The 22,862-nt window shown below is 64.1% G+C and carries 24 protein-coding genes and 2 pseudogenes; 1 reads left to right on the top strand and 25 read right to left on the bottom strand.

The window, feature by feature from the left end:
• Positions 1-9: 9 nt before the first annotated feature.
• From rpsE to rpsL, 23 genes and pseudogenes are all read right to left on the bottom strand, one after another.
• Positions 10-576: a 30S ribosomal protein S5 gene (rpsE, locus tag LRS09_RS22665; protein ID WP_085465122.1), complete on the bottom strand. Its 567-nt coding sequence runs from the start codon at positions 574-576 to the stop codon at positions 10-12.
• A 113-nt stretch (positions 577-689) separates the two neighbouring features.
• Complete coding sequence (rplR, locus tag LRS09_RS22660; RefSeq protein ID WP_257809248.1) at positions 690-1,049, bottom strand: 50S ribosomal protein L18; 360 nt, start codon at positions 1,047-1,049, stop codon at positions 690-692.
• Between the two features lie 93 nt (positions 1,050-1,142).
• The gene (gene rplF, locus LRS09_RS22655) at positions 1,143-1,676 is read right to left on the bottom strand and encodes a 50S ribosomal protein L6 (protein WP_257809247.1); all 534 of its coding nucleotides are present in this window, start codon (positions 1,674-1,676) and stop codon (positions 1,143-1,145) included.
• 37 nt (positions 1,677-1,713) lie between these two features.
• Positions 1,714-2,112, bottom strand: coding sequence for a 30S ribosomal protein S8 (rpsH, locus tag LRS09_RS22650; protein ID WP_257809246.1), 399 nt, complete (start codon positions 2,110-2,112; stop codon positions 1,714-1,716).
• Between the two features lie 14 nt (positions 2,113-2,126).
• Positions 2,127-2,432 (bottom strand): 30S ribosomal protein S14, encoded by a 306-nt coding sequence (rpsN, locus tag LRS09_RS22645; protein WP_257809245.1) that lies wholly within the window; start codon positions 2,430-2,432, stop codon positions 2,127-2,129.
• A 27-nt stretch (positions 2,433-2,459) separates the two neighbouring features.
• Entirely contained in the window at positions 2,460-3,014 is a 555-nt protein-coding gene (rplE, locus tag LRS09_RS22640) for a 50S ribosomal protein L5 (protein WP_257809244.1), read from the bottom strand.
• The gene (rplX, locus tag LRS09_RS22635) at positions 3,007-3,318 is read right to left on the bottom strand and encodes a 50S ribosomal protein L24 (protein WP_257809243.1); all 312 of its coding nucleotides are present in this window, start codon (positions 3,316-3,318) and stop codon (positions 3,007-3,009) included. The genes rplE and rplX overlap by 8 nt, the downstream gene beginning before the upstream one ends.
• Before the next feature lie 11 nt (positions 3,319-3,329).
• Positions 3,330-3,698 carry a 50S ribosomal protein L14 gene (rplN, locus tag LRS09_RS22630; RefSeq protein ID WP_006205457.1) on the bottom strand — a complete coding sequence of 123 codons (369 nt, stop codon included), beginning with the start codon at positions 3,696-3,698 and terminating at the stop codon, positions 3,330-3,332.
• Positions 3,699-3,763: 65 nt separating this feature from the next.
• Entirely contained in the window at positions 3,764-4,006 is a 243-nt protein-coding gene (rpsQ, locus tag LRS09_RS22625; RefSeq protein WP_257809229.1) for a 30S ribosomal protein S17, read from the bottom strand.
• A gap of 10 nt (positions 4,007-4,016) precedes the next feature.
• The gene (gene rpmC / locus LRS09_RS22620) at positions 4,017-4,217 is read right to left on the bottom strand and encodes a 50S ribosomal protein L29 (RefSeq protein ID WP_257809228.1); all 201 of its coding nucleotides are present in this window, start codon (positions 4,215-4,217) and stop codon (positions 4,017-4,019) included.
• 14 nt (positions 4,218-4,231) lie between these two features.
• Entirely contained in the window at positions 4,232-4,645 is a 414-nt protein-coding gene (rplP, locus tag LRS09_RS22615) for a 50S ribosomal protein L16 (protein ID WP_257809227.1), read from the bottom strand.
• A gap of 34 nt (positions 4,646-4,679) precedes the next feature.
• Positions 4,680-5,390, bottom strand: coding sequence for a 30S ribosomal protein S3 (gene rpsC, locus LRS09_RS22610; protein ID WP_257809226.1), 711 nt, complete (start codon positions 5,388-5,390; stop codon positions 4,680-4,682).
• A complete protein-coding gene (gene rplV, locus LRS09_RS22605; RefSeq protein WP_085465111.1) occupies positions 5,390-5,779 on the bottom strand; it encodes a 50S ribosomal protein L22 in 390 nt (129 codons plus the stop codon). Before rplV ends, rpsC begins: the two co-directional genes overlap by 1 nt.
• A gap of 2 nt (positions 5,780-5,781) precedes the next feature.
• On the bottom strand, positions 5,782-6,060 hold the full coding sequence (rpsS, locus tag LRS09_RS22600; protein ID WP_085465110.1) for a 30S ribosomal protein S19: 279 nt from the start codon (positions 6,058-6,060) through the stop codon (positions 5,782-5,784).
• Positions 6,061-6,074: 14 nt separating this feature from the next.
• Positions 6,075-6,909 (bottom strand): annotated as a pseudogene (gene rplB, locus LRS09_RS22595) (50S ribosomal protein L2).
• 19 nt (positions 6,910-6,928) lie between these two features.
• The gene (locus LRS09_RS22590; RefSeq protein WP_085465108.1) at positions 6,929-7,222 is read right to left on the bottom strand and encodes a 50S ribosomal protein L23; all 294 of its coding nucleotides are present in this window, start codon (positions 7,220-7,222) and stop codon (positions 6,929-6,931) included.
• Positions 7,219-7,839: a 50S ribosomal protein L4 gene (rplD, locus tag LRS09_RS22585; protein WP_257809225.1), complete on the bottom strand. Its 621-nt coding sequence runs from the start codon at positions 7,837-7,839 to the stop codon at positions 7,219-7,221. Before rplD ends, LRS09_RS22590 begins: the two co-directional genes overlap by 4 nt.
• Positions 7,839-8,540, bottom strand: coding sequence for a 50S ribosomal protein L3 (gene rplC, locus LRS09_RS22580; protein ID WP_085465106.1), 702 nt, complete (start codon positions 8,538-8,540; stop codon positions 7,839-7,841). Before rplC ends, rplD begins: the two co-directional genes overlap by 1 nt.
• Positions 8,541-8,643: 103 nt before the next feature.
• Positions 8,644-8,952 carry a 30S ribosomal protein S10 gene (gene rpsJ / locus LRS09_RS22575; protein ID WP_006205468.1) on the bottom strand — a complete coding sequence of 103 codons (309 nt, stop codon included), beginning with the start codon at positions 8,950-8,952 and terminating at the stop codon, positions 8,644-8,646.
• Positions 8,953-9,017: 65 nt separating this feature from the next.
• Positions 9,018-10,193, bottom strand: coding sequence for an elongation factor Tu (tuf, locus tag LRS09_RS22570; protein ID WP_257809188.1), 1,176 nt, complete (start codon positions 10,191-10,193; stop codon positions 9,018-9,020).
• Between the two features lie 66 nt (positions 10,194-10,259).
• Positions 10,260-12,350, bottom strand: a complete 2,091-nt coding sequence (gene fusA, locus LRS09_RS22565) for an elongation factor G (protein WP_257809197.1) — start codon at positions 12,348-12,350, stop codon at positions 10,260-10,262.
• Between the two features lie 27 nt (positions 12,351-12,377).
• Complete coding sequence (rpsG, locus tag LRS09_RS22560) at positions 12,378-12,848, bottom strand: 30S ribosomal protein S7 (protein ID WP_085465104.1); 471 nt, start codon at positions 12,846-12,848, stop codon at positions 12,378-12,380.
• Between the two features lie 41 nt (positions 12,849-12,889).
• Positions 12,890-13,261, bottom strand: coding sequence for a 30S ribosomal protein S12 (gene rpsL, locus LRS09_RS22555; RefSeq protein WP_024585419.1), 372 nt, complete (start codon positions 13,259-13,261; stop codon positions 12,890-12,892).
• A gap of 456 nt (positions 13,262-13,717) precedes the next feature.
• Here rpsL and LRS09_RS22550 point away from each other — a divergent pair, with 456 nt between their 5' ends.
• Positions 13,718-13,996 carry a transcriptional regulator gene (locus LRS09_RS22550; protein ID WP_257809195.1) on the top strand — a complete coding sequence of 93 codons (279 nt, stop codon included), beginning with the start codon at positions 13,718-13,720 and terminating at the stop codon, positions 13,994-13,996.
• 268 nt (positions 13,997-14,264) lie between these two features.
• On the opposite strand, the pseudogene rpoC reads toward LRS09_RS22550, so the two are convergent.
• Together rpoC and rpoB are read right to left on the bottom strand one after the other, a co-directional pair.
• Positions 14,265-18,460, bottom strand: a pseudogene (gene rpoC / locus LRS09_RS22545) (DNA-directed RNA polymerase subunit beta').
• Positions 18,461-18,589: 129 nt separating this feature from the next.
• A complete protein-coding gene (gene rpoB, locus LRS09_RS22540) occupies positions 18,590-22,753 on the bottom strand; it encodes a DNA-directed RNA polymerase subunit beta (protein WP_257809194.1) in 4,164 nt (1,387 codons plus the stop codon).
• Positions 22,754-22,862 lie beyond the last annotated feature (109 nt).

Below are 22,862 nucleotides of genomic sequence, written 5' to 3'. Positions count from 1 at the left end.
CCCGTCTCCTTATTCTTCGCCGGCGGCAGCGCCGCGGCGCGCCTGGAGCGCGGAATACTTGATGCCACGCTGGGCAGCGATGTCCTTCGGGTGTACCTGGTTCTTCAGGGCGTCGAAGGTGGCGCGCACCATGTTGTACGGGTTCGACGAACCCATCGACTTGGCGACGACGTCATGCATGCCGAGCGTCTCGAAGACGGCGCGCATCGGGCCGCCCGCGATGATGCCCGTGCCGGGCTTGGCCGCGCGGAGGAGAACCTTGCCGGCGCCGTGACGGCCCGACACGTCGTGGTGCAGCGTGCGGCCCGAGCGCAGCGGGACGAAGATCAGCTCGCGCTTGGCGGCCTCGGTCGCCTTGCGGATCGCCTCCGGCACTTCGCGCGCCTTGCCATGGCCGAAGCCGACGCGGCCCTTCTGATCGCCGACGACGACGAGGGCTGCGAAGCCGAAGCGACGGCCACCCTTCACCACCTTGGCGACGCGGTTGATGTGGACCAGCTTGTCGACGAACTCGCTGTCCTTTTCCTCGCGGTCACGACCGCGATCGCGGCCGCCTTCCCGACGTTCTTGTGCCATATCCTGTTCCTTGTTCTTTTCCGGAGGCACCGGGTTCAATGTGAAGGCCGGCCTCTACACGAGTGCCGGCCCGGTTTCAACCAGCGGAATGCCCCGAAACCGGGGCGAATGCGCTAGAAGTTCAGTCCGCCCTCGCGGGCGGCATCGGCCAGCGCCTTGACGCGGCCGTGATAGATGTGCGGGCCGCGGTCGAAGACGACCTCGGTCACGCCGGCCTTCTTGGCCCGCTCGGCGACGAGCTTGCCGACCGCTGCGGCGGCGGCCGTGTCGGCGCCGGTCTTCAGCGAGCCCTTCAACTCCTTGTCGAGGGTCGACGCGGCAGCGACGGTGCGGCCCTGCGCGTCGTCGATGAGCTGGACGTAGATGTGCTTCGACGAGCGATGCACGGAAAGACGCGGACGCTCGCCGGCGACCTTCTTCAGCTGACGGCGGACGCGCTGCGCGCGCTTCTGGGTGGACTGCTTCGAGGCCATGGCCTTCTTCCTTTGCCTTGTAAGACGGCGGCGGCCCGGTTCCCGTCGAACCTTGCGGTAGGCCTAGCCTCCCGCGACCGCGCTGCCGTGGCGTTACTTCTTCTTGCCTTCCTTACGGACGATCTTCTCGCCCGCGTATTTCACGCCCTTGCCCTTGTAGGGCTCGGGGCCGCGATATTCGCGGATCTCGGCGGCCACCTGGCCGACCTGCTGCTTGTCGATGCCGCTGACGACGATCTCGGTCGGCTTCGGCGTCGCGATCGTGATGCCCTCGGGTGTCTGGTAGACGACTTCGTGGCTGAAGCCGAGCGACAGCTGCAGGTTCTTGCCCTGCATGGCCGCTCGATAGCCGACGCCGTTGATCTCGAGACGCTTCTCGAAACCGTCCTTCACGCCCGTCAGGATGTTGACGATCATCGTGCGGGACATGCCCCACTTCGACCGTGCGAGCTTCGACTGGTCGCGCGGCTCCACGGCGATCTCGCCGTCTTCCAGCTTGACCAGGACCTCGTCGTTGACGACGAACTTGAGCTCGCCCTTCGGTCCCTTCGCGCTCACCGTCTGGCCGGTGACCGAGGCGGTCACGCCCTGCGGGAGAGCGACGGGCTTCTTGCCAATACGAGACATTGTCTTGTCCTCGTTCCTGTTTGTTCGGTCCGCCTGATCAGAAGATCTGGCAGAGGATTTCGCCGCCGACGTTCTGCTCGCGCGCCTGGTGGTCGGCCATCACGCCCTTCGGGGTCGAAAGGATCGAGATGCCGAGGCCGTTGGCGACCTGCGGGATCGACTTGACCGAAACGTAGACGCGACGGCCGGGCTTCGACACGCGAGCGATCTCGCGGATGACCGGCTGGCCTTCGGCATACTTCAGTTCGATCTCGATCTCGGACTTGCCGTTGCCGAAATCGGTCTGGGCGTAGTCACGGATGTAGCCTTCCGACTTCATCACTTCGAGAACACGGGCACGCAGCGTCGAGGCCGGCGTCGAAACCTTCGACTTCCTGCGGCCATAGGCGTTGCGGATGCGGGTCAGCATATCGCCGAGGGGATCACTCAAAGACATCGTCGTGTCCTCTCTTACCAGCTGGACTTCACGAGGCCCGGGATCATCCCGAGCGAGCCGAGTTCACGCAGCGCGATACGCGACATGCCGAGCTTGCGATAGAACGCACGCGGACGGCCGGTCACTTCGCACCGATTGCGGATGCGGGTGCGGGCGCCGTTGCGGGGCATCGCCGAGAGCTTGAGTTGGGCGCGGAAGCGTTCCTCGAGCGGCAGCGACTGATCCATGATGATCGCCTTCAGCGCCTTGCGCTTGGCAGCGGCGTTGGCGACCATCTTGCGGCGCTTGTTGTTCTTTTCGACTGAACTGGTCTTGGCCATTTCAAATACCTTTCCTACCGCTTGCCGTTACTGCCGGAACGGGAAGTTGAAGGCCTTGAGAAGGGCCCGCGCTTCGTCATCCGTCTTGGCGGTCGTGCAGACGATGATGTCCATGCCCCAGATCTGGTCGACCTTGTCGTAGTTGATCTCGGGGAACACGATGTGCTCCTTGATGCCCATCGCATAGTTGCCGCGCCCGTCGAAGCTCTTCGGGTTCAGGCCGCGGAAGTCGCGGACGCGCGGCAGCGCGATGTTGATCAGGCGATCGAGGAACTCGTACATGCGCTCCTTGCGGAGCGTCACCTTGGCGCCGATCGGCATGTTCTCGCGAACCTTGAAGCCGGCGATCGAGTTGCGCGCGCGGGTGACGACGGCCTTCTGGCCGGCGATCAGGCCGAGATCCTCGGCCGCCACGGACGGCTTCTTGGAATCGGCAGTCGCCTCGCCCACGCCCATGTTGAGCACGATCTTGTCGAGACGCGGAATCTGCATCTCGTTCTCGTAGTTGAACTGTTCCTGAAGCGCCTTGCGGATCTGCTCGTCGTAGACCTTGCGCAGACGCGGCTGATAAGACTTAGCCATCGATCGTTGCTCCCGAGCGCTTCGCTACGCGCACCTTCTTGCCATCCTTCACCTCGAAGCCGACGCGGGTCGGCTTGCCGTCCTTGGGATCGGCCACGGCAATGTTCGAGAGGTGGATCGGCGCTTCCTTGGAAATGATGCCGCCTTCCTGGGACTGCGACTGGCGCTGATGGCGGCGCACCATGTTGATGCCGCGCACGACAGCCTTGTCGTCCTTCGGCATCATGCGGAGCACTTCGCCCGTGCGGCCCTTGTCCTTGCCAGCGAGCACGACGACCTTGTCGCCCTTGCGAATCTTCTGCATCGTTCGGCTCCTTACAGCACTTCAGGCGCGAGCGAGATGATCTTCATGTGGTTCTTCGCACGCAGCTCGCGCGGAACCGGCCCGAAGATACGGGTGCCGATCGGCTCTTTCTTGTTGTCCACCAGAACGGCCGCGTTCTTGTCGAAGCGGATGACCGAACCGTCGGGACGGCGAATGTCCTTGGCCGTGCGAACCACGACCGCCTTCATGACATCGCCCTTCTTGACGCGGCCGCGCGGAATAGCTTCCTTGATCGAGACGACGATGATGTCGCCGACCGAGGCATACTTGCGCTTCGAGCCGCCCAGCACCTTGATGCACATGACGCGGCGCGCGCCGGAATTGTCGGCAACGTCCAGGTTAGTTTGCATCTGAATCATGACTGACCGCCTTTTTCTTCATCTCCGGAAAGCGGGGCACCGCCCTCCGGCCTGTCTCTTGTTCTCTATTTCGCAGCCGCTTCGGTGACGACGACCCAGGTCTTGTCCTTCGAAATCGGACGCGACTCCTGGATGAACACCTGATCGCCCACCTTGCAGGCATTGTTCTCGTCGTGCGCCTTATACTTCTTCGACAGGCGAACGGTCTTCTTCATAACGGGGTGCGTAAAGCGACGCTCGACGCGGACGACGACCGTCTTGTCGTTCTTGTCGCTCACGACCGTACCCTGAAGGATGCGCTTGGGCATGATCTCTTCCTCAACCCTTCTTGCCCGCGGCCTTTTCGGCAGCGATCGTCTTGATGCGGGCGATGTCGCGGCGGACCTGCTTGACCCGCGCGGTCTTTTCCATCTGGCCGGTCGCCTTCTGGAAGCGCAGGTTGAACTGCTCCTTCTTCAGCTTGGCCAGTTCGTCATTCATCTGATCGGGGCTCATGCCCCGTGCGTCGGCGGCTTTCATGGCTCTCGATCTTCCTACTCTGCGATGCGCTGGATGAAGCGCGTCTTCACGGACAGCTTGGCGGCGCCGAGACGCAGCGCTTCACGCGCGGTCTCCTCGTTGACGCCGTCGAGCTCGAACATCACGCGGCCGGGCTTGACGCGGCAGGCCCAGTAGTCGACCGCGCCCTTGCCCTTGCCCATGCGGACTTCGGTCGGCTTCGAGGTCACCGGAACATCCGGGAACACGCGGATCCAGACGCGGCCCTGACGCTTCATGGCGCGGGTGATCGCGCGGCGGGCCGCCTCGATCTCACGTGCCGTGACGCGGTTGGGCTCCAGCGCCTTCAGGCCGAAGCCGCCGAAATCCAGGTTGGTGCCGCCCTTGGCGACGCCATGGATGCGGCCCTTGAACTGCTTGCGGAACTTTGTGCGCTTGGGCTGCAGCATCGTTCTCTATCCTTCTTACGTATGCCGCGCTTGTTTACGCGTTCTCGCGACGACGAGCGCCGCCGGTGGTCGGGGCCTCGGCCTCGGACGCCCGACGCTCGGAAGCCATCGGATCGTGCTCGAGGATCTCACCCTTGAAGATCCACACCTTGACGCCGCAGATGCCATAGGCGGTCTGGGCCTCGGAGGTGCCGTAGTCGACGTCCGCACGCAGCGTGTGCAGCGGCACGCGGCCTTCGCGATACCACTCCATGCGCGCGATTTCGGCGCCGCCGAGACGGCCGGAGCAGTTGATGCGGATGCCCTCGGCACCGAGACGCATCGCCGACTGAACGGCGCGCTTCATGGCGCGGCGGAACGCAATGCGGCGCTCCAGCTGCTGCGAGATCGACTGGGCGACGAGCTTGGCGTCGATCTCCGGCTTGCGGACTTCGACGATGTTCAGGCTCGTGTCCGACTTGGTCATCTCAGTCAGCTTCTTGCGCAGCTTCTCGATGTCCGCGCCCTTCTTGCCGATGATGAGACCGGGACGGGCGGCGTGGATCGTGACGCGGCACTTCTTGTGCGGACGCTCGATGACGATCTTGGAGACGGCAGCCTGCTTGAGCTCCTTCTCCAGATACTTGCGGATCTTGATGTCCTCGTGCAGCAGCTTGCCGTACTCGCCGGTGTTCGCATACCAGCGCAAATCCCAGGTCCGGTTGATGCCGAGGCGCAGTCCGATCGGATTGACTTTCTGGCCCATCAGGCGGCCTCCACTTTCTCTTCAACTTCGCGCACGACGATGGTGAGGTGCGAGAACGGCTTCTCGATGCGCGAGGCGCGGCCGCGGCCGCGGGCATGGAACCGCTTCATCACGATCGACTTGCCGACATAGGCCTCGGCCACGACGAGGGCGTCTACGTCGAGGTCGTGGTTGTTCTCGGCGTTCGCGATCGCGCTCTCGAGCGTCTTCTTGACGGTCTCGGCGATGCGCTTGCGCGAGAACTCCAGATCGTTGAGCGCAGCCGCGACCTTCTTGCCGCGGATCAGCGCGGCAACCAGGTTCAGCTTCTGAGGGCTGATGCGGATCGTGCGAAGCACGGCGCGCGCCTCGTTGTCCGCAAGCCTGCGCGGAGCCTTGGCCTTGCCCATGGTTACTTCCTCTTCGCCTTCTTGTCCGCGCCGTGGCCGTAATAGGTACGGGTCGGGGCGAACTCACCGAATTTCTGACCGACCATGTCCTCGTTCACCGAGACCGGGACATGCTTCTGGCCGTTGTAGACGCCGAAGGTGAGACCGACGAACTGCGGCAGGATGGTGGACCGGCGGGACCACATCTTGATCACTTCCGCACGGCCGCCTTCGCGAGCCTTGTCGGCCTTCTTCAGCAGATAGCCGTCGACGAACGGACCTTTCCAGACTGAACGGGTCACTTCGCGTACTCTTCTTAGCTCTTGCGCGCATGGCGCGAGCGCATGATGAACTTGTCGGTCGACTTGTTGGACCGGGTCTTCTTGCCCTTGGTCGGCTTGCCCCACGGGGTCACCGGATGGCGTCCGCCCGAGGTGCGGCCTTCACCACCGCCGTGCGGATGGTCGACCGGGTTCATGGTGACGCCGCGGTTGTGCGGGCGCTTGCCGAGCCAGCGCGAACGGCCGGCCTTGCCGAGGTTGATGTTGCCGTGGTCGGGGTTCGACACGGCACCCACCGTGGCGAAGCACGAACCCGACACCAGGCGCTGCTCGCCCGAGTTCAGGCGCAGGATCGCCATGCCCTGGTCGCGGCCGACGAGCTGGGCGTAGGCGCCAGCCGAACGGGCGATCTGACCGCCCTTCCCCGGCTTCAGCTCGACATTGTGGATGATCGTGCCGACCGGCATGGCCTGCAGCGGCATCGCATTGCCCGGCTTCACGTCGGCCGAGGCCGAGGCGATGATCTGATCGCCGACCGCCAGGCGCTGCGGCGCCAGGATGTAGCTCAGCTCGCCGTCCTCGTAGCTTCACCAGCGCGATGAAGGCGGTGCGGTTCGGATCGTATTCGAGACGCTCGACCGTCGCCGCGACGTCAAGCTTGCGGCGCTTGAAGTCGATCATGCGATAGGTGCGCTTGTGACCGCCACCCTGGAAGCGTGCAGTCACGCGACCGGTGTTGTTGCGGCCGCCCGCGGACTTCAGGCCCTCGGTCAGGCCCTTGACCGGCTTGCCCTTGTAGAGGCCGGAGCGATCGACGATGACCAGCTGGCGCTGGCTCGGCGTCGTCGGCTTGTAACTCTTCAGTGCCATGTTCCTAACCTCTCAGCGCTTACAGGCCGGTGGTGACGTCGATCGAGTCGCCGTCCTTCAGCGTGACGATCGCCCGCTTGACGTCGCTCAGCTTGCCGACCGTGCCGCGGAAGCGCTTGACCTTGCCCTTGCGCACCAGCGTGTTGACGCCGACGACCTTCACGCCGAACAGCGCTTCGACCGCAGCCTTGATCTCGGGCTTCGTCGCCTTCTTGGCGACATTGAAGACGACCTGGTTCTGCTCCGAAGCCATGGTCGACTTTTCAGTGATCGCCGGCGAGACGAGCACGTCGTAGTGACGGAGGTCGGTCATTTGAAACGCTCCTCGAGGGCCTGGACGGCGGCCTTGGAGAGGACCAGCGTGCCGCGGCGCATAATGTCGTAGACGTTGATGCCCTGGATCGGCAGCACGTCGATGTTCGGGATGTTGGCGGCAGCGCGCTGGAAGTTCTGGTCGAGCTCCGAGCCGCCGATCATCAGCGCGTTGGTCAGGCCGAGCGCCGCGAAATTCTCGATCAGCGCCTTGGTCTTCGCCTCGCCGAGGACCAGGTCGTCGATGACGATCAGGCTCTCCGACTTCGCCTTGGCCGACAGCGCATGCTTGAGGCCGAGCGCACGCACCTTCTTGGGCAGGTCATGCGCATGGCTGCGCACTACCGGGCCGTGGGCCTTGCCGCCGCCGCGAAACTGCGGAGCGCGAGCCGAATGGTGACGGGCGCGACCGGTGCCCTTCTGCTTGTACATCTTCGCGCCTGTGCGGGCGATGTCCGCGCGGCCCTTGGCCTGGTGCGTGCCCTGCTGCCGCGCGGCCAGCTGCCAGCGCACCACGCGGGCCAGGATGTCGTCGCGCGGATCGAGCCCGAAGATCTCGTCCGAGAGCGACAGCTTGCCGGCGTCCTTGCCGGCGAGTGTGGTTACCTTGAGATCCATTACTCGGCCCCCTTCTCAGCGGCGCCGTTCTTGCGGACGGCTGCCGGCTTCGGTGCATTGTCGGGCAGAGCCGACTTGACGGCGTCGCGCACCATGATCCATGCGCCCTTCGAACCCGGCACCGCGCCGCGGATCAGGATCAGGCCGCGGTCGACGTCGGTCGAGACAACCTCGACGTTCTGCGTCGTGACGCGGGTATTGCCCATGTGGCCGGCCATTTTCTTGCCCTTGAACACCTTGCCGGGGTCCTGGCGCTGGCCGGTCGAACCGTGCGTGCGGTGCGAGACGGAGTTACCGTGAGTGGCGCGACCGCCACCAAAATTGTGGCGCTTGATAACGCCCTGGAAGCCCTTGCCGATCGAGGTGCCCGTCACGTCGACCTTCTGGCCGGCGACGAAGTGGTCGACGGTGATCTCGGAGCCGACATCGAGAAGATTCTCGGGGCTCACGCGGAACTCGGCGACCTTGGCCTTCGGCTCGACGGAAGCGGCGGCGAACTGGCCGCGCTCGGCCTTCGACGTATTCTTGACCTTTGCAAGACCAACGCCGAGCTGCACCGCGGTGTAGCCGTTCTTCTCCTGGGTACGCTGCGCCACGACCTGGCAGTTCTCCATGCGGAGGACCGTCACCGGCACATGCTCGCCCGCATCATTATAGATGCGGGTCATACCCACCTTCTGTGCAATCACACCTGAACGCATCGGTTCATTTCCCTTAGAGTTCCCGTCTGGGGGATAACCCCATCCGGCTCTGTCTTCAGAGGAGCCTTCGGGGCATATGCCCGCCCGGCTCATGTTCGTTACCTCAGAGCTTGATCTCGACGTCCACACCGGCCGCCAGGTCGAGCTTCATCAGAGCGTCGACGGTCTGAGGGGTCGGGTCGACGATGTCGAGAAGGCGCTTGTGGGTGCGCATCTCGAACTGCTCGCGCGACTTCTTGTCGACGTGCGGCGAGCGGTTGACCGTGAACTTCTCGATCCGCGTCGGCAGCGGAATCGGACCCCGGACGTTGGCGCCGGTGCGCTTGGCGGTCGAGACGATCTCGCGCGTCGAAGCGTCGAGTACTCGGTGGTCAAACGCCTTGAGGCGGATGCGGATATTCTGTCCGTTCATGCGTCACTTCCTTGTCCGGGCGGGCGCAGCGTATTCCGCGCCCCCCAGATCCCGTTGATACCGACTTACTCTTTAATGCTCGCCACGACGCCTGCACCGACGGTGCGGCCGCCTTCGCGGATGGCGAAGCGGAGCTTCTCTTCCATCGCCACCGGCACGATCAGCTCGACGTCGACCGTGATGTTGTCGCCGGGCATCACCATCTCGGTGCCCGCCGGCAGCGTCACGATGCCCGTCACGTCCGTCGTGCGGAAGTAGAACTGCGGACGGTAGTTGGTGAAGAACGGCGTATGACGGCCACCCTCCTCCTTCGTCAGGATGTAGGCCTCGGCCACGAACTTCTTGTGCGGCTTCACCGAACCCGGCTTGGCCAGAACCTGGCCGCGCTCGACGCCGTCACGGTCGACGCCGCGCAGCAGCGCGCCGATGTTGTCGCCAGCCTGGCCCTGGTCGAGCAGCTTGCGGAACATCTCGACGCCCGTGCAGGTCGTCTTCGCCGTCGGACGGATGCCGACGATCTCAAGCTCCTCGCCGACCTTGACGATGCCGCGCTCGACGCGACCCGTCACAACCGTGCCGCGGCCCGAGATCGAGAACACGTCCTCGATCGGCATCAGGAACGGCTTGTCGATCGGACGCTCCGGCGTCGGGATATACGCATCCACCGCAGCCATCAGCTCGCGGATCGCGTCCTCGCCGATCTTCTTGTCGGAATCTTCAAGTGCGGCCAGCGCCGAACCCTTGACGATCGGAATGTCGTCGCCCGGGAACTCGTATTTCGACAGAAGCTCGCGCACCTCGAGCTCGACCAGCTCGAGAAGCTCGGCGTCGTCGACCTGGTCGACCTTGTTCAGGAACACCACGATCGCCGGCACGCCGACCTGGCGGGCGAGCAGGATGTGCTCGCGGGTCTGCGGCATCGGGCCGTCGGCGGCCGACACAACCAGGATCGCGCCGTCCATCTGCGCCGCACCCGTGATCATGTTCTTCACATAGTCGGCGTGGCCGGGGCAGTCGACGTGGGCATAGTGGCGGTTCGCCGTCTCGTATTCGACGTGCGCCGTCGAGATCGTGATGCCGCGCGCCTTCTCTTCCGGAGCCGCGTCGATCTGGTCATACGCCTTGAACTCGCCGAAATACTTCGTGATCGCAGCCGTCAGCGACGTCTTGCCATGGTCGACGTGACCAATCGTCCCGACATTCACATGCGGCTTCGTCCGCTCAAACTTGCTCTTAGCCATCTGAGGCCTCCATTCTCTCTCGCCGGTTAGGGCGTTGTCTAAAGATCCACTGCCAACCGGCTGGAATTACGCGTATTTCTTCTGTATTTCCTGCGCGACCGCGGTCGGCACAGGCTCGTAGTGGTCGAACTGCATCGTGTACTGGGCGCGGCCCTGGGACATCGAGCGCAGATTGTCGACGTATTTGAACATGTTCGCGAGCGGGACCATGGCGTTGACCACCACCGCCACACCGCGGCTCTCCTGACCCTGGATCTGGCCGCGACGAGCATTCAGGTCGCCGATGACGTTGCCGACATAGTCTTCCGGCGTCACGACCTCGACCTTCATGATCGGCTCGAGCAGCTGGGCGCCGGCCTTCTTCGCCGCTTCCTTGAAGCAGGCGCGGGAGGCGATTTCGAACGCCAGGACCGAGGAGTCGACGTCGTGGAACGCGCCGTCGATGAGGGTCGCCTTGACGCCCAGCATCGGGAAGCCCGCGACCGGACCCGAGGACAGGACGCTTTGGATGCCCTTCTCGACGCCGGGGATGTATTCCTTCGGCACCGCGCCGCCGACGATCTTCGATTCGAAGACGAAATCGTCGCCGTCCGGATTCGGCTCGAAGATGATCTTGACGCGGGCGAACTGGCCCGTGCCGCCGGTCTGCTTCTTGTGGGTGTAGTCTTCCTCGGTGCGGCGCGTGATGGTCTCGCGATACGCAACCTGCGGAGCGCCCACGGTCGCCTCGACCTTGAACTCGCGACGCATGCGGTCGACGATGATGTCGAGGTGAAGCTCGCCCATGCCGGCGATGATGGTCTGGCCCGATTCCTCGTCGGTCTTGACGCGGAAGGACGGGTCCTCGGCCGCCAGACGATAGAGGGCCTGGCCCATCTTCTCCTGGTCGCCCTTGGTCTTCGGCTCGATCGCGATCTGGATGACCGGCTCGGGGAATTCCATGCGCTCCAGGATGACCGGCTTCAGCGGATCGCAGAGCGTGTCGCCCGTGGTGGTTTCCTTGAGGCCGGCCAGAGCGACGATGTCGCCGGCGAACGCCTCTTCGATGTCCTCACGCGAATTCGCGTGCATCTGCAGCATGCGGCCGATGCGCTCCTTCTTGCCCTTGACGGTGTTGTCGAGGGAGACGCCCTTGGTGAGCTTGCCGGAATAGATGCGGCAGAAGGTCAGCGAGCCGACGAACGGGTCGTTCATGATCTTGAACGCGAGCATCGACAGCGGCTCGTTGTCGTCGGCGTGACGCTCGATCTCGGCCTCGCTCTTCGGGTCGATGCCCTTGATGGCCGGCACGTCGATCGGCGACGGCAGGAAGTCGACGACGGCGTCGAGCAGCGGCTGAACGCCCTTGTTCTTGAAGGCGGAGCCGCAGAACATCGGGAAGAACTTCACCGCGATCGTGCCCTTGCGGATCAGCGCACGGATCTCGTCGTTCGAAGGCAGGTTGCCCTCGAGGTAGTTGTTCATCGCCTCGTCGTCCATCTCGACGGCGGCTTCGATGAGCTTCTCGCGATACTGCTCGGCCTTCGCCTTGAGGTCGGCCGGGATCTCGACGACGTCCCAGGCAGCGCCCAGCGACTCGTCGCGCCATACCAGCGCATTCATCTCGATGAGGTCGACGACGCCCTTGAATTCGGCTTCGGCGCCGATCGGCAGCTGCATGACGACAGCCTGCGCACCGAGGCGCGAGCCGATCATCTCGACCGAGCGGTAGAAGTCCGCACCGATCTTGTCCATCTTGTTGCAGAAGATCATGCGCGGCACGCGGTACTTGTCCGCCTGGCGCCACACGGTCTCGGTCTGCGGCTCCACGCCGGCATTGGCGTCGAGCAGGGCGATGGCGCCGTCGAGCACGCGCAGCGAGCGCTCCACCTCGATGGTGAAGTCGACGTGGCCGGGGGTGTCGATGATGTTGAAGCGGCGGAGCTTGCCGTCACGCGCCTTCCAGAAGGTCGTGGTCGCGGCCGACGTGATGGTGATGCCGCGCTCCTGCTCCTGCTCCATCCAGTCCATGGTGGCGGCGCCGTCATGGACTTCGCCGATCTTGTGCGACTTGCCGGTGTAATAGAGGACGCGCTCGGTGGTCGTCGTCTTGCCGGCGTCGATATGCGCCATGATACCGAAATTTCGGTAGTCTTCGATTTTATACTCGCGGGCCATGATGGTGCCTCTCGTCCTTGACCGCGGTTACCAGCGGTAATGCGCGAACGCGCGGTTGGCTTCGGCCATCTTGTGCGTGTCTTCGCGCTTCTTCACCGCGGTGCCGCGATTGTTGGCGGCATCCAGCAGCTCGCCCGAAAGACGGTCGACCATCGTGGTCTCGTTGCGGTTGCGCGCAGCCGTGATCAGCCAGCGGATCGCCAGCGCCTGACGACGCTCGACGCGGACGTCGACCGGAACCTGGTAGGTGGCGCCGCCGACGCGACGCGAACGGACTTCGACATGCGGCGCGACATTGTCGAGCGCCTGATGGAAGACCGCGACCGGCTCCTGCTTCGTCTTGGCCTGGACCTGGTCGAGCGCACCGTAGACGATCGTCTCGGCAACCGACTTCTTGCCGTGCATCATGACGGCGTTCATGAATTTCGTGACGACGAGATCGCCGAACTTCGGGTCCGGGTTGATCTCGCGTTTCTCAGCAGAATGGCGTCGGGACATGTTTCTCGTCTCTCAACTGCGACAGCGGCTAGGCCGTGGACTTACTTCGGACGCTTCGCGCCGTATTTCGAACGACGCTGCTTGCGGTTCTTCACGCCCTGCGTGTCGAGCACGCCGCGGATGATGTGGTAGCGAACGCCCGGCAGGTCCTTGACGCGGCCGCCACGGATCATGACCACCGAGTGCTCCTGGAGGTTGTGCCCCTCACCCGGAATGTAGCCGATGACCTCGAAGCCATTGACCAGACGGATCTTCGCAACCTTGCGCAGCGCCGAGTTCGGCTTCTTCGGGGTCGTCGTGTAGACGCGAGTGCAAACGCCGCGCTTCTGCGGGTTGGCCTGCATCGCCGGAACCTTGTTGCGCTTCACCGGCGCAATGCGCGGCTTGCGGATCAACTGGTTTACTGTAGGCATCAAAACCTCGTGTCGTTCGTCCGTTTTCAAGCGGCACGCCGCCTGTAGACCAATTTCCATACGAATTTCGGGCAAAAACCGCTTCCCGCGGTCTTGCCCGATCAAAAGCAGAGGAAGCGGAAGCCGCTTCGTGCACGCCGGAAATGTGTATTTCGCGTAACTTGAGCCTTGTTTGAGACCAAATCCAGGGCGTGTCGCCCCGAAAGAAATAGCCTCACATCGGTTCGGTTGCCGCGCTGATACTAGCAGAGTCGCGCCGCGTCAACCCCGAACCCCGCATATAACTCGACTTCTGGCGCATGACGGCCATGCCGGAAACGAAGTTACCGCAAGCCGGGCGGCGCGCACAACAAAATGGCGCGATCCTGCCCTATCCATCCGCCCGGGGACATGCGATCCCGACGGACGAGCCCTCCCCCGGCCCCTTGCCGGGGGAATCACCACAGGACGACGCAGATGAACGACAACGAAGAACCCCATGTCACGATCATCACCGGCCGGGTCTTCCGCAAGAAGGGAGGCAAGGCGGAAGGGATCCATGTCTTCCTCGTCGCGCCCGACGACGACAGCGCCGTGAAGATGGCGCTGCAGGCGCTCGCGACCGAAGGCTATGCGGAGGCGGAGCTCGACCAGATCGGCGACATCGACGGCATGCCGGAGGAAGAACCGCACGCCTCCGCCTATCAGGGCGCGCTGGAGGGAGAGGTCGCAATCGTCACGTTCGACGATTTATAACTACCCGCCGCGTCCAGCGACCATAAAAATGGCCGTCCGGAGGGGCATATTCCGGACGGCCAAAAAGCGGTAATGGGAGATGAAACCCGATCAATAACCGCGCCTCACCCATGGCTTGCGAGCCCTGCGACTGTCTGTGAACTTGTTCACATTCAACGACGGAACCCTACCATCGTAGAACAACAACCGGCGGCATCCCTGCCCGTCCGGACATGAAAAAGGCCGCCGGGCGAACCGGCGGCCTTTTCCGTTTTCGTTTCGACCGGGCCTATTCGGCGGCGGTCATGTCCGCGAGCATCGGATCGGCCATGGCGGCGCCCGACGCCTTGCGGCGCTCGTCGAGAATCAGCTCGTCGCGCGAGGTCGCGATGCGCCGGATCTGGCTCATCTGACCGCCGGTGCCCGCCGGGATGAGGCGGCCGACGATGACGTTCTCCTTCAGGCCCTGCAGCGTGTCGGTCTTGCCGGCGACCGCCGCTTCCGTCAGCACCCTGGTCGTCTCCTGGAAGGAGGCGGCCGAGATGAAGGACGGCGTCTGCAGCGAGGCCTTGGTGATGCCGAGCAGGACCGGCTGGCCGGAGGCCGGGCGCTTGCCGGCGTCGATCAGCTTGTCGTTCACCTCGTCGAACTCGATCACGTCGACATGGTCGCCCGGGATGTAGACCGAGTCGCCCTGGTCGGTGATCTCGATCTTCTGCAGCATCTGACGGACGATGACCTCGATGTGCTTGTCGTTGATCACCACGCCCTGCAGCCGGTAGACCTCCTGGATCTCGTTGACGAGGTAGGAAGCCAGAGCCTCCACGCCCTTGATCGCCAGGATGTCGTGCGGTGCCGGGTTGCCGTCGAGGATGTAGTCGCCCTTCTCGATGACGTCGCCGTCCTGGAGATGGAACGGCTTGCCCTTCGGGATGAGATACTCGACCGGCTCCATGCCAGCCTCGTGCGGCTCGATGATGATGCGGCGCTTGTTCTTGTAGTCGCGCCCAAGGCGGATCGTGCCGTCGACCTCGGCGATGATGGCGTGGTCCTTCGGACGGCGCGCTTCGAAGAGTTCGGCCACGCGCGGCAGACCGCCCGTGATGTCCTTCGTCTTCGCGCTTTCCATCGGGATACGCGCCAGCACGTCGCCCGGACGCACCATCGCGCCCGGCTCGACCGAGAGGATCGCCTCGACGGAGAGCTGGAAGCGCGCGTCGCCGCCCTTGGACAGCTTGGCGATCTTGCCCTTCGAGTCCTGCACCACGATCGCCGGCTTGAGGTCCGACCCGCGCGGGGTCGAACGCCAGTCGATGACCTCGCGCTTGGTGATGCCGGTCGATTCGTCGGCCGTCTCCTGCACGGAGATGCCGTCGACCAGATCCTCGAACGCGACGCGACCCTCGACTTCGGTGAGGATCGGACGGGTGTACGGATCCCACTCGGAGATGCGCTGGCCGCGCTTCACCTTGTCGCCATCGTCGACATAGAGGCGCGAGCCGTAGGTGACGCGGTGCGTTGCGCGCTCCTTGCCGGCCTCGTCGAGGATGACGATCGTCATGTTGCGGCCCATCACCACCAGGTTGCCGTCCGAGTTGCGGACGACCGCGCGGTTGCGGGTCTGCACCGTGCCCTCATACGACGCTTCCAGGAAGGACTGGTCGGCAACCTGTGCCGCGCCGCCCATGTGGAAGGTGCGCATGGTGAGCTGGGTGCCCGGCTCGCCGATCGACTGCGCCGCGATGACGCCGACGGCCTCGCCCTGGTTGACGGGCGTGCCGCGTGCCAGGTCGCGACCGTAGCAGACCGCGCAGACACCGACCTTCACCTCGCAGGTGAGAGCCGAACGGATCCGCACCGTCTGGATCGACGCCTTCTCGATCTGCTCGATGTCGCGCTCGTCCATCAGCGTGCCGGCCTTGACGATCACATCGCCGGAGACCGGATGCGTGATGTCCTCGAGCGCCGTGCGGCCGAGGATGCGCTGGCCGAGCGACGCCACGACCTGGCCCGCATCGACGATCGGCTGCATGGTCAGGCCCTTGTCGGTGCCGCAGTCGATCTTGTTGACGATGCAGTCCTGCGCCACGTCGACCAGACGGCGGGTCAGGTAACCCGAGTTCGCCGTCTTGAGCGCCGTGTCGGCCAGGCCCTTGCGGGCGCCGTGGGTGGAGTTGAAATACTCCAGAACGGTCAGGCCTTCCTTGAAGTTCGAGATGATCGGCGTCTCGATGATCTCGCCCGACGGCTTGGCCATCAGGCCGCGCATGCCGGCGAGCTGACGCATCTGCGTGGGCGAACCGCGCGCACCCGAATGGGACATCATGTAGATCGAGTTCATCGGCTTCTGGCGGCCGTTGTCGTCGAACTCGACCCGCTTGATGCGGGCCATCATCTCCTCGGCGACCTTCTCCGAGCACTTCGCCCAGGCGTCGACCACCTTGTTGTACTTCTCGCCCTGCGTGATCAGGCCGTCATTGTACTGCTGCTCGTATTCCTTCGCGAGCGTCTCGGTGTCGGCGACCAGCTTGGCCTTCGTCTCCGGGATCAGCATGTCGTCCTTACCGAACGAGATGCCGGCGCGGCAGGCGTGCGCGAAGCCGAGCGACATGATGCGGTCGCAGAAGATCACCGTCTCCTTCTGACCGCAGTGACGGTAGACCGTGTCGATCATCTTGGAGATGTTCTTCTTGGTCATTTCCTGGTTGCAGGTCTCGAACGGCACGTTGACGTTCTTGGGCAGCAGCTCGCCAATGATCATGCGGCCGGGCGTCGTGTCGTAGATCTTCGACACGAGGTTGCCGTCCTTGTCGACCGTCTTGAAGCGGCCCTTGATCTTGGTGTGCAGCGTGACCGCACGGGTCTCCAGCGCATGGTGCAGTTCGCCCATGTCGGCGAACACCATCCCCTCGCCCGGCTCGTTCTGATTGACGATCGAGAGGTAGTAGAGTCCCAGAACCATGTCCTGCGACGGCACGATGATCGGCGCGCCCGAGGCCGGGTGCAGGATGTTGTTGGTCGACATCATCAGCACGCGCGCTTCCAGCTGCGCCTCGAGGCTCAGCGGGACGTGCACGGCCATCTGGTCGCCGTCGAAGTCCGCGTTGAAGGCGGTGCAGACCAGCGGGTGAAGCTGGATCGCCTTGCCTTCGATCAGGGTCGGCTCGAACGCCTGGATGCCGAGGCGGTGCAGCGTCGGCGCGCGGTTGAGCAGCACCGGATGCTCGCGGATCACCTCGTCGAGGATATCCCAGACCTCCGGCTTCTCCTTCTCGACCAGCTTCTTCGCCTGCTTGACGGTCGAGGAATACCCCTTCGCGTCGAGGCGGGCGTAGATGAACGGCTTGAACAGTTCGAGCGCCATCTTCTTCGGCAGGCCGCACTGGTGCAGCTTCAGCTCCGGACCGGTCACGATGACCGAACGGCCGGAATAGTCGACGCGCTTGCCGAGCAGGTTCTGGCGGAAGCGGCCCTGCTTGCCCTTCAGCATGTCGGACAGCGACTTCAGCGGACGCTTGTTGGCGCCGGTGATGACGCGGCCGCGGCGGCCGTTGTCGAACAGCGCATCCACCGCTTCCTGAAGCATGCGCTTCTCGTTGCGGATGATGATGCCAGGCGCGCGCAGCTCGATCAGCCGCTTCAGGCGGTTGTTGCGGTTGATGACGCGGCGGTAGAGGTCGTTCAGGTCGGAGGTCGCGAAGCGGCCCCCGTCCAGCGGGACCAGCGGACGCAGGTCCGGCGGGATCACCGGGATGATCTTCATGATCATCCACTCCGGACGGTTGCCGGACTCGATGAAGTTCTCCACCACCTTGAGGCGCTTGAGCAGCTTCTTCTGCTTGAGATCGGACGTCGTCGTGGCGAGATCGTCGCGCAGCTCGACGGCGATCTTCTCCAGCTCCATCGAGGACAGAAGCTCATGGATCGCCTCGGCGCCGATCATGGCCGTGAACTGGTCCTCGCCGAAGTTGTCGACGGCGGTCATGTGCTCTTCCTCGGACAGCAGCTGGTGCTGCTTGAGGTCGGTCAGGCCGGGCTCGGTGACGATGTAGTTCTCGAAGTAGAGGACGCGCTCGATGTCCTTCAGCGTCATGTCGAGCAGCGTGCCGATGCGCGACGGCAGCGACTTCAGGAACCAGATGTGGGCGACCGGGGCGGCCAGCTCGATGTGGCCCATGCGCTCACGGCGCACGCGCGACAGCGTGACCTCGACGCCGCACTTCTCGCAGATGATGCCCTTGTACTGCTCATGCGCTTGTACTTGCCGCACAGGCACTCGTAGTCCTTGATCGGGCCGAAGATGCGCGCGCAGAACAGGCCGTCACGCTCGGGCTTGAACGTGCGGTAGTTGATCGTCTCCGGCTTCTTGATCTCGCCGAACGACCAGGAAAGGATCTTGTCCGGGCTGGCGAGCGAAATCCGGATGGAATCGAACACCTGGGCCGGGGCCTGGGTATTGAAGAGATTCATGACCTCTTGGTTCATGCCGTTCTCCTGTTGGGGACCGAAGTCCCTCTGAATGCGTCGGGGTGGGGGACCCCTGGTCTGGCGGTACGAACCGCCGCATCGAAACCTGTGGCGCGCCGCGGGCGGTCCCCGCGGCGCGGCTTTTTCTTACTCGGCAGCGTCCGGCAGCTGGACCGGAACCTCGTCGACGCGTGAATCCTCGAGTTCCACGTTGAGGCCCAGCGAGCGCATTTCCTTGACGAGAACGTTGAAGCTCTCCGGAATGCCTGCCTCGAACGTGTCGTCGCCGCGCACGATCGCCTCGTAGACCTTGGTGCGGCCGGCCACGTCGTCCGACTTCACCGTCAGCATCTCCTGCAGCGTGTAGGCAGCACCGTAGGCTTCCAGCGCCCAGACCTCCATTTCGCCGAAGCGCTGGCCGCCGAACTGCGCCTTGCCGCCCAGCGGTTGCTGGGTGACGAGCGAGTACGGACCGATCGAACGCGCGTGGATCTTGTCGTCCACGAGGTGGTGGAGCTTCAGGATATAGATGTAGCCCACCGTCACCTTGCGATCGAACGCCTCGCCCGTGCGGCCGTCATAGAGCGTCGACTGACCGCTCTCCTGCAGACCCGCCTCCTTGAGGAAGCGGTTGATGTCGGCCTCGTTGGCCCCGTCGAAGACCGGGGTCGCGATCGACACGCCACGCTTCATCTGGTCCGCGAGACGCAGCACCGACTCGTCGTCGTACTGGCGCACCGGCTCGTTGCGGTTGTCCGCGGGCACGATCTTCTCGATCGTCGTGCGCAGCGGCTGGATGTCGCCGGCCTGCTTGTAGGCCTCGATCATCTCGCCGATCCGCCTGCCCATGCCGGCGCAAGCCCAGCCGAGATGCGTCTCGAGGATCTGACCGACATTCATGCGGCTCGGCACGCCGAGCGGGTTGAGCACGACGTCGACATGGGTGCCGTCCTCCAGGAACGGCATGTCCTCGATCGGCACGATGCGCGACACGACACCCTTGTTGCCGTGACGGCCGGCCATCTTGTCGCCGGGCTGGATCTTGCGCTTCACCGCGACGAAGACCTTGACCATCTTCATGACGCCCGGAGGCATCTCGTCGCCGCGCTGCACCTTCTCGACCTTGTCCATGAAGCGCTGCTCGAGCGCCTTCTTGGAGTCGTCGTGCTGGCCGCGCAGAGCCTCGATCTCGCCCTGAGCCTTCTCGTCCTCGACGGCGAACTGCCACCACTGCGAACGCGGATACTCGTCAAGAGTCTCCTTGGAGATCTTGGAGCCCTTCTTGAAGCTCTTCGGTCCGGCGATGGCATCCTTGCCCGCCAGCATCTCGGCCAGGCGGCCGTAGACGTTGCGGTCGAGGATCGCCTGCTCGTCGTCGCGGTCCTTGGCGAGACGCTCGATCTCCTCGCGCTCGATCGCCATGGCGCGCTCGTCCTTCTCCACGCCGTGGCGGTTGAAGACGCGCACCTCAACGACGGTGCCGAAGGTTCCCGGAGGCATGCGCATCGACGTGTCGCGCACGTCGGACGCCTTCTCGCCGAAGATGGCGCGCAGAAGCTTCTCTTCCGGCGTCATCGGGCTCTCGCCCTTCGGCGTGATCTTGCCGACCAGGATGTCGCCCGGCTGCACCTCAGCGCCGATATAGACGATGCCGGCTTCGTCGAGGTTCTTCAGCGCCTCTTCCGAGACGTTCGGAATGTCGCGCGTGATCTCCTCCGGACCGAGCTTGGTGTCGCGGGCCATGACCTCGAACTCCTCGATGTGGATCGAGGTGAAGACGTCGTCGGCCACGATCCGCTCGGACAGCAGGATCGAGTCCTCGTAGTTGTAGCCGTTCCACGGCATGAACGCGACGAGCACGTTGCGGCCGAGCGCCAGATCGCCGAGGTCGGTCGACGGACCGTCCGCGATGATGTCGCCCTTGTTCACCAGATCACCCATCTTCACCAGCGGACGCTGGTTGATGCAGGTGTTCTGGTTCGAACGCTGGAACTTCATCAGGCGATAGATGTCGACGCCGGACTTGCCGGATTCGAGATCCTCCGTCGCACGGATGACGATACGGGTCGCGTCCACCTGGTCGACGATGCCGCCGCGGCGTGCGCCGATGGCGGCGCCCGAGTCGCGCGCCACGATCGGCTCCATGCCGGTGCCGACGAACGGAGCCTCGGCGCGCACCAGCGGCACGGCCTGACGCTGCATGTTCGAGCCCATCAGCGCGCGGTTGGCGTCGTCGTTCTCAAGGAACGGGATCAGCGCGGCTGCGACCGACACCATCTGCTTCGGCGACACGTCCATCAGGTCGACGTTCTCGCGCGGCGTCATCATCACCTCGCCGGCGTTACGGCAGATGACGAATTCGTCCACGAAGCGGCCATCCTTGTCGAGCTCGGCGTTGGCCTGCGCAACGTAGTGCTTGGCCTCTTCCATCGCCGACAGATAGACGACGTCGTTGGTGATCTTGCCGTCGACGATCTTGCGGTACGGGCTCTCGATGAAGCCGTATTTGTTGACGCGGGCGAAGGTCGCAAGCGAGTTGATCAGACCGATGTTCGGGCCTTCCGGCGTCTCGATCGGGCAGATGCGGCCGTAATGCGTCGGATGCACGTCGCGCACCTCAAAGCCGGCGCGCTCGCGGGTCAGACCGCCCGGGCCAAGCGCCGACAGGCGACGCTTGTGGGTGATCTCCGACAGCGGGTTGGTCTGGTCCATGAACTGCGACAGCTGCGAGGAACCGAAGAACTCGCGCACGGCGGCAGCCGCCGGCTTGGCGTTGATCAGGTCCTGCGGCATGACCGTGTCGATCTCGATCGAGGACATGCGCTCCTTGATCGCGCGCTCCATGCGCAGCAGGCCGACGCGGTACTGGTTCTCCATCAGCTCGCCGACGGAACGGACGCGGCGATTGCCGAGATTGTCGATGTCGTCGATCTCGCCCTTGCCGTCGCGCAGTTCCACCAGCGTCTTGACCACCGCCAGGATGTCGTCCTTGCGCAGCACGCGCACCGTATCCGGGCAGTCGAGTTCCAGGCGCATGTTCATCTTGACGCGGCCGACAGCCGACAGGTCGTAGCGCTCCGCGTCGAAGAACAGCGACTTGAACATGGCCTCGGCCGTGTCCAGCGTCGGCGGCTCGCCGGGGCGCATCACGCGATAGATGTCGAACAGCGCGTCCTGGCGGCTCTCGTTCTTGTCGATCGCCAGCGTGTTGCGGATGTAGGCGCCGACATTGACGTGGTCGATGTCGAGCACGTTGATCTCGTCGACGCCCGAATTGATCAGGTCGAGCAGGTTGCCCTTGCGCTGGCCCTTGGCGTCGACCACGAGGTCGAGCTCCTCGCCGGCCTCGAGATAGATCTCGCCCGTCTCGGGGTTGACGATGTCCTCGGCGATGTAGGAGCCGATCAGGTCGTCGAGGGTCGCCTTGATGGCCTTCAGGCCCTTCTCGGCGAGCTGGCGGGCCTGGCGGACGGTAATCTTCTTGCCGGCCTCGACCACGACCTCGCCGGTGTCGGCGTCGATCATGTCCGTCACTGCCTTGCGGCCGCGGAAGCGCTCCGGCGAGAACGGCACGCGCCAGTCGTCGCCGTCACGCTCGTAGGTCAGCGTGTTGTAGAAGGTCGACAGGATCTCCTCGCCGTCCATGCCGAGCGCCATCAGCAGGCTCGTCGCCGGAATCTTGCGGCGGCGGTCGATGCGGGCGTGCACGATGTCCTTCGAGTCGAACTCGATGTCGAGCCAGGAGCCGCGATACGGGATCACGCGGGCCGCAAAGAGCAGCTTGCCCGAAGAGTGCGACTTGCCCTTGTCGTGGTCGAAGAAGACGCCCGGCGAACGGTGCATCTGCGAGACGATCACGCGCTCGGTGCCGTTGACGATGAAGGTGCCGTTCGACGTCATGAGCGGCATGTCGCCCATGTAGACGTCCTGCTCCTTGATGTCCTTGATCGACTTCGCGCCGGTGTCCTCGTCCACATCGAACACGATGAGGCGCAGCGTCACCTTCAGCGGCGCGGCATAGGTCAGGTCGCGCTGGCGGCACTCGTCGACGTCGAATTTCGGGGCTTCGAATTCATACTTGACGAATTCGAGCATCGAGGCGCCGGAAAAGTCGGAGATCGGGAACACCGACTTGAAAACCGCCTGCAATCCCTCGTCCGGACGTCCGCCTTCCGGCTCGTCGACCATGAGAAACTGGTCGTAGGAAGCCTTCTGAACCTCGATCAGGTTCGGCATCTCCGCAACTTCCGGGATCTTTCCGAAAAAGCTGCGAACCCGCCTGCGACCGTTGAACGTGTGGGTCTGGGCCATCGTCGCTCCTTGCTGCCTTACTGGCTATCCTTGCGACCGCGCGCGAGACGCGCTGCGGCATTTCAAAACGGTTGAAAACCCGTTTTCGGAGAGCCGTTCCCGGCCCTCG

It is taken from the genome of Mesorhizobium sp. J428 (assembly GCF_024699925.1).
Taxonomy (GTDB): domain Bacteria; phylum Pseudomonadota; class Alphaproteobacteria; order Rhizobiales; family Rhizobiaceae; genus Mesorhizobium_A.
This window is presented reverse-complemented; position numbering and strand designations above follow the sequence as displayed.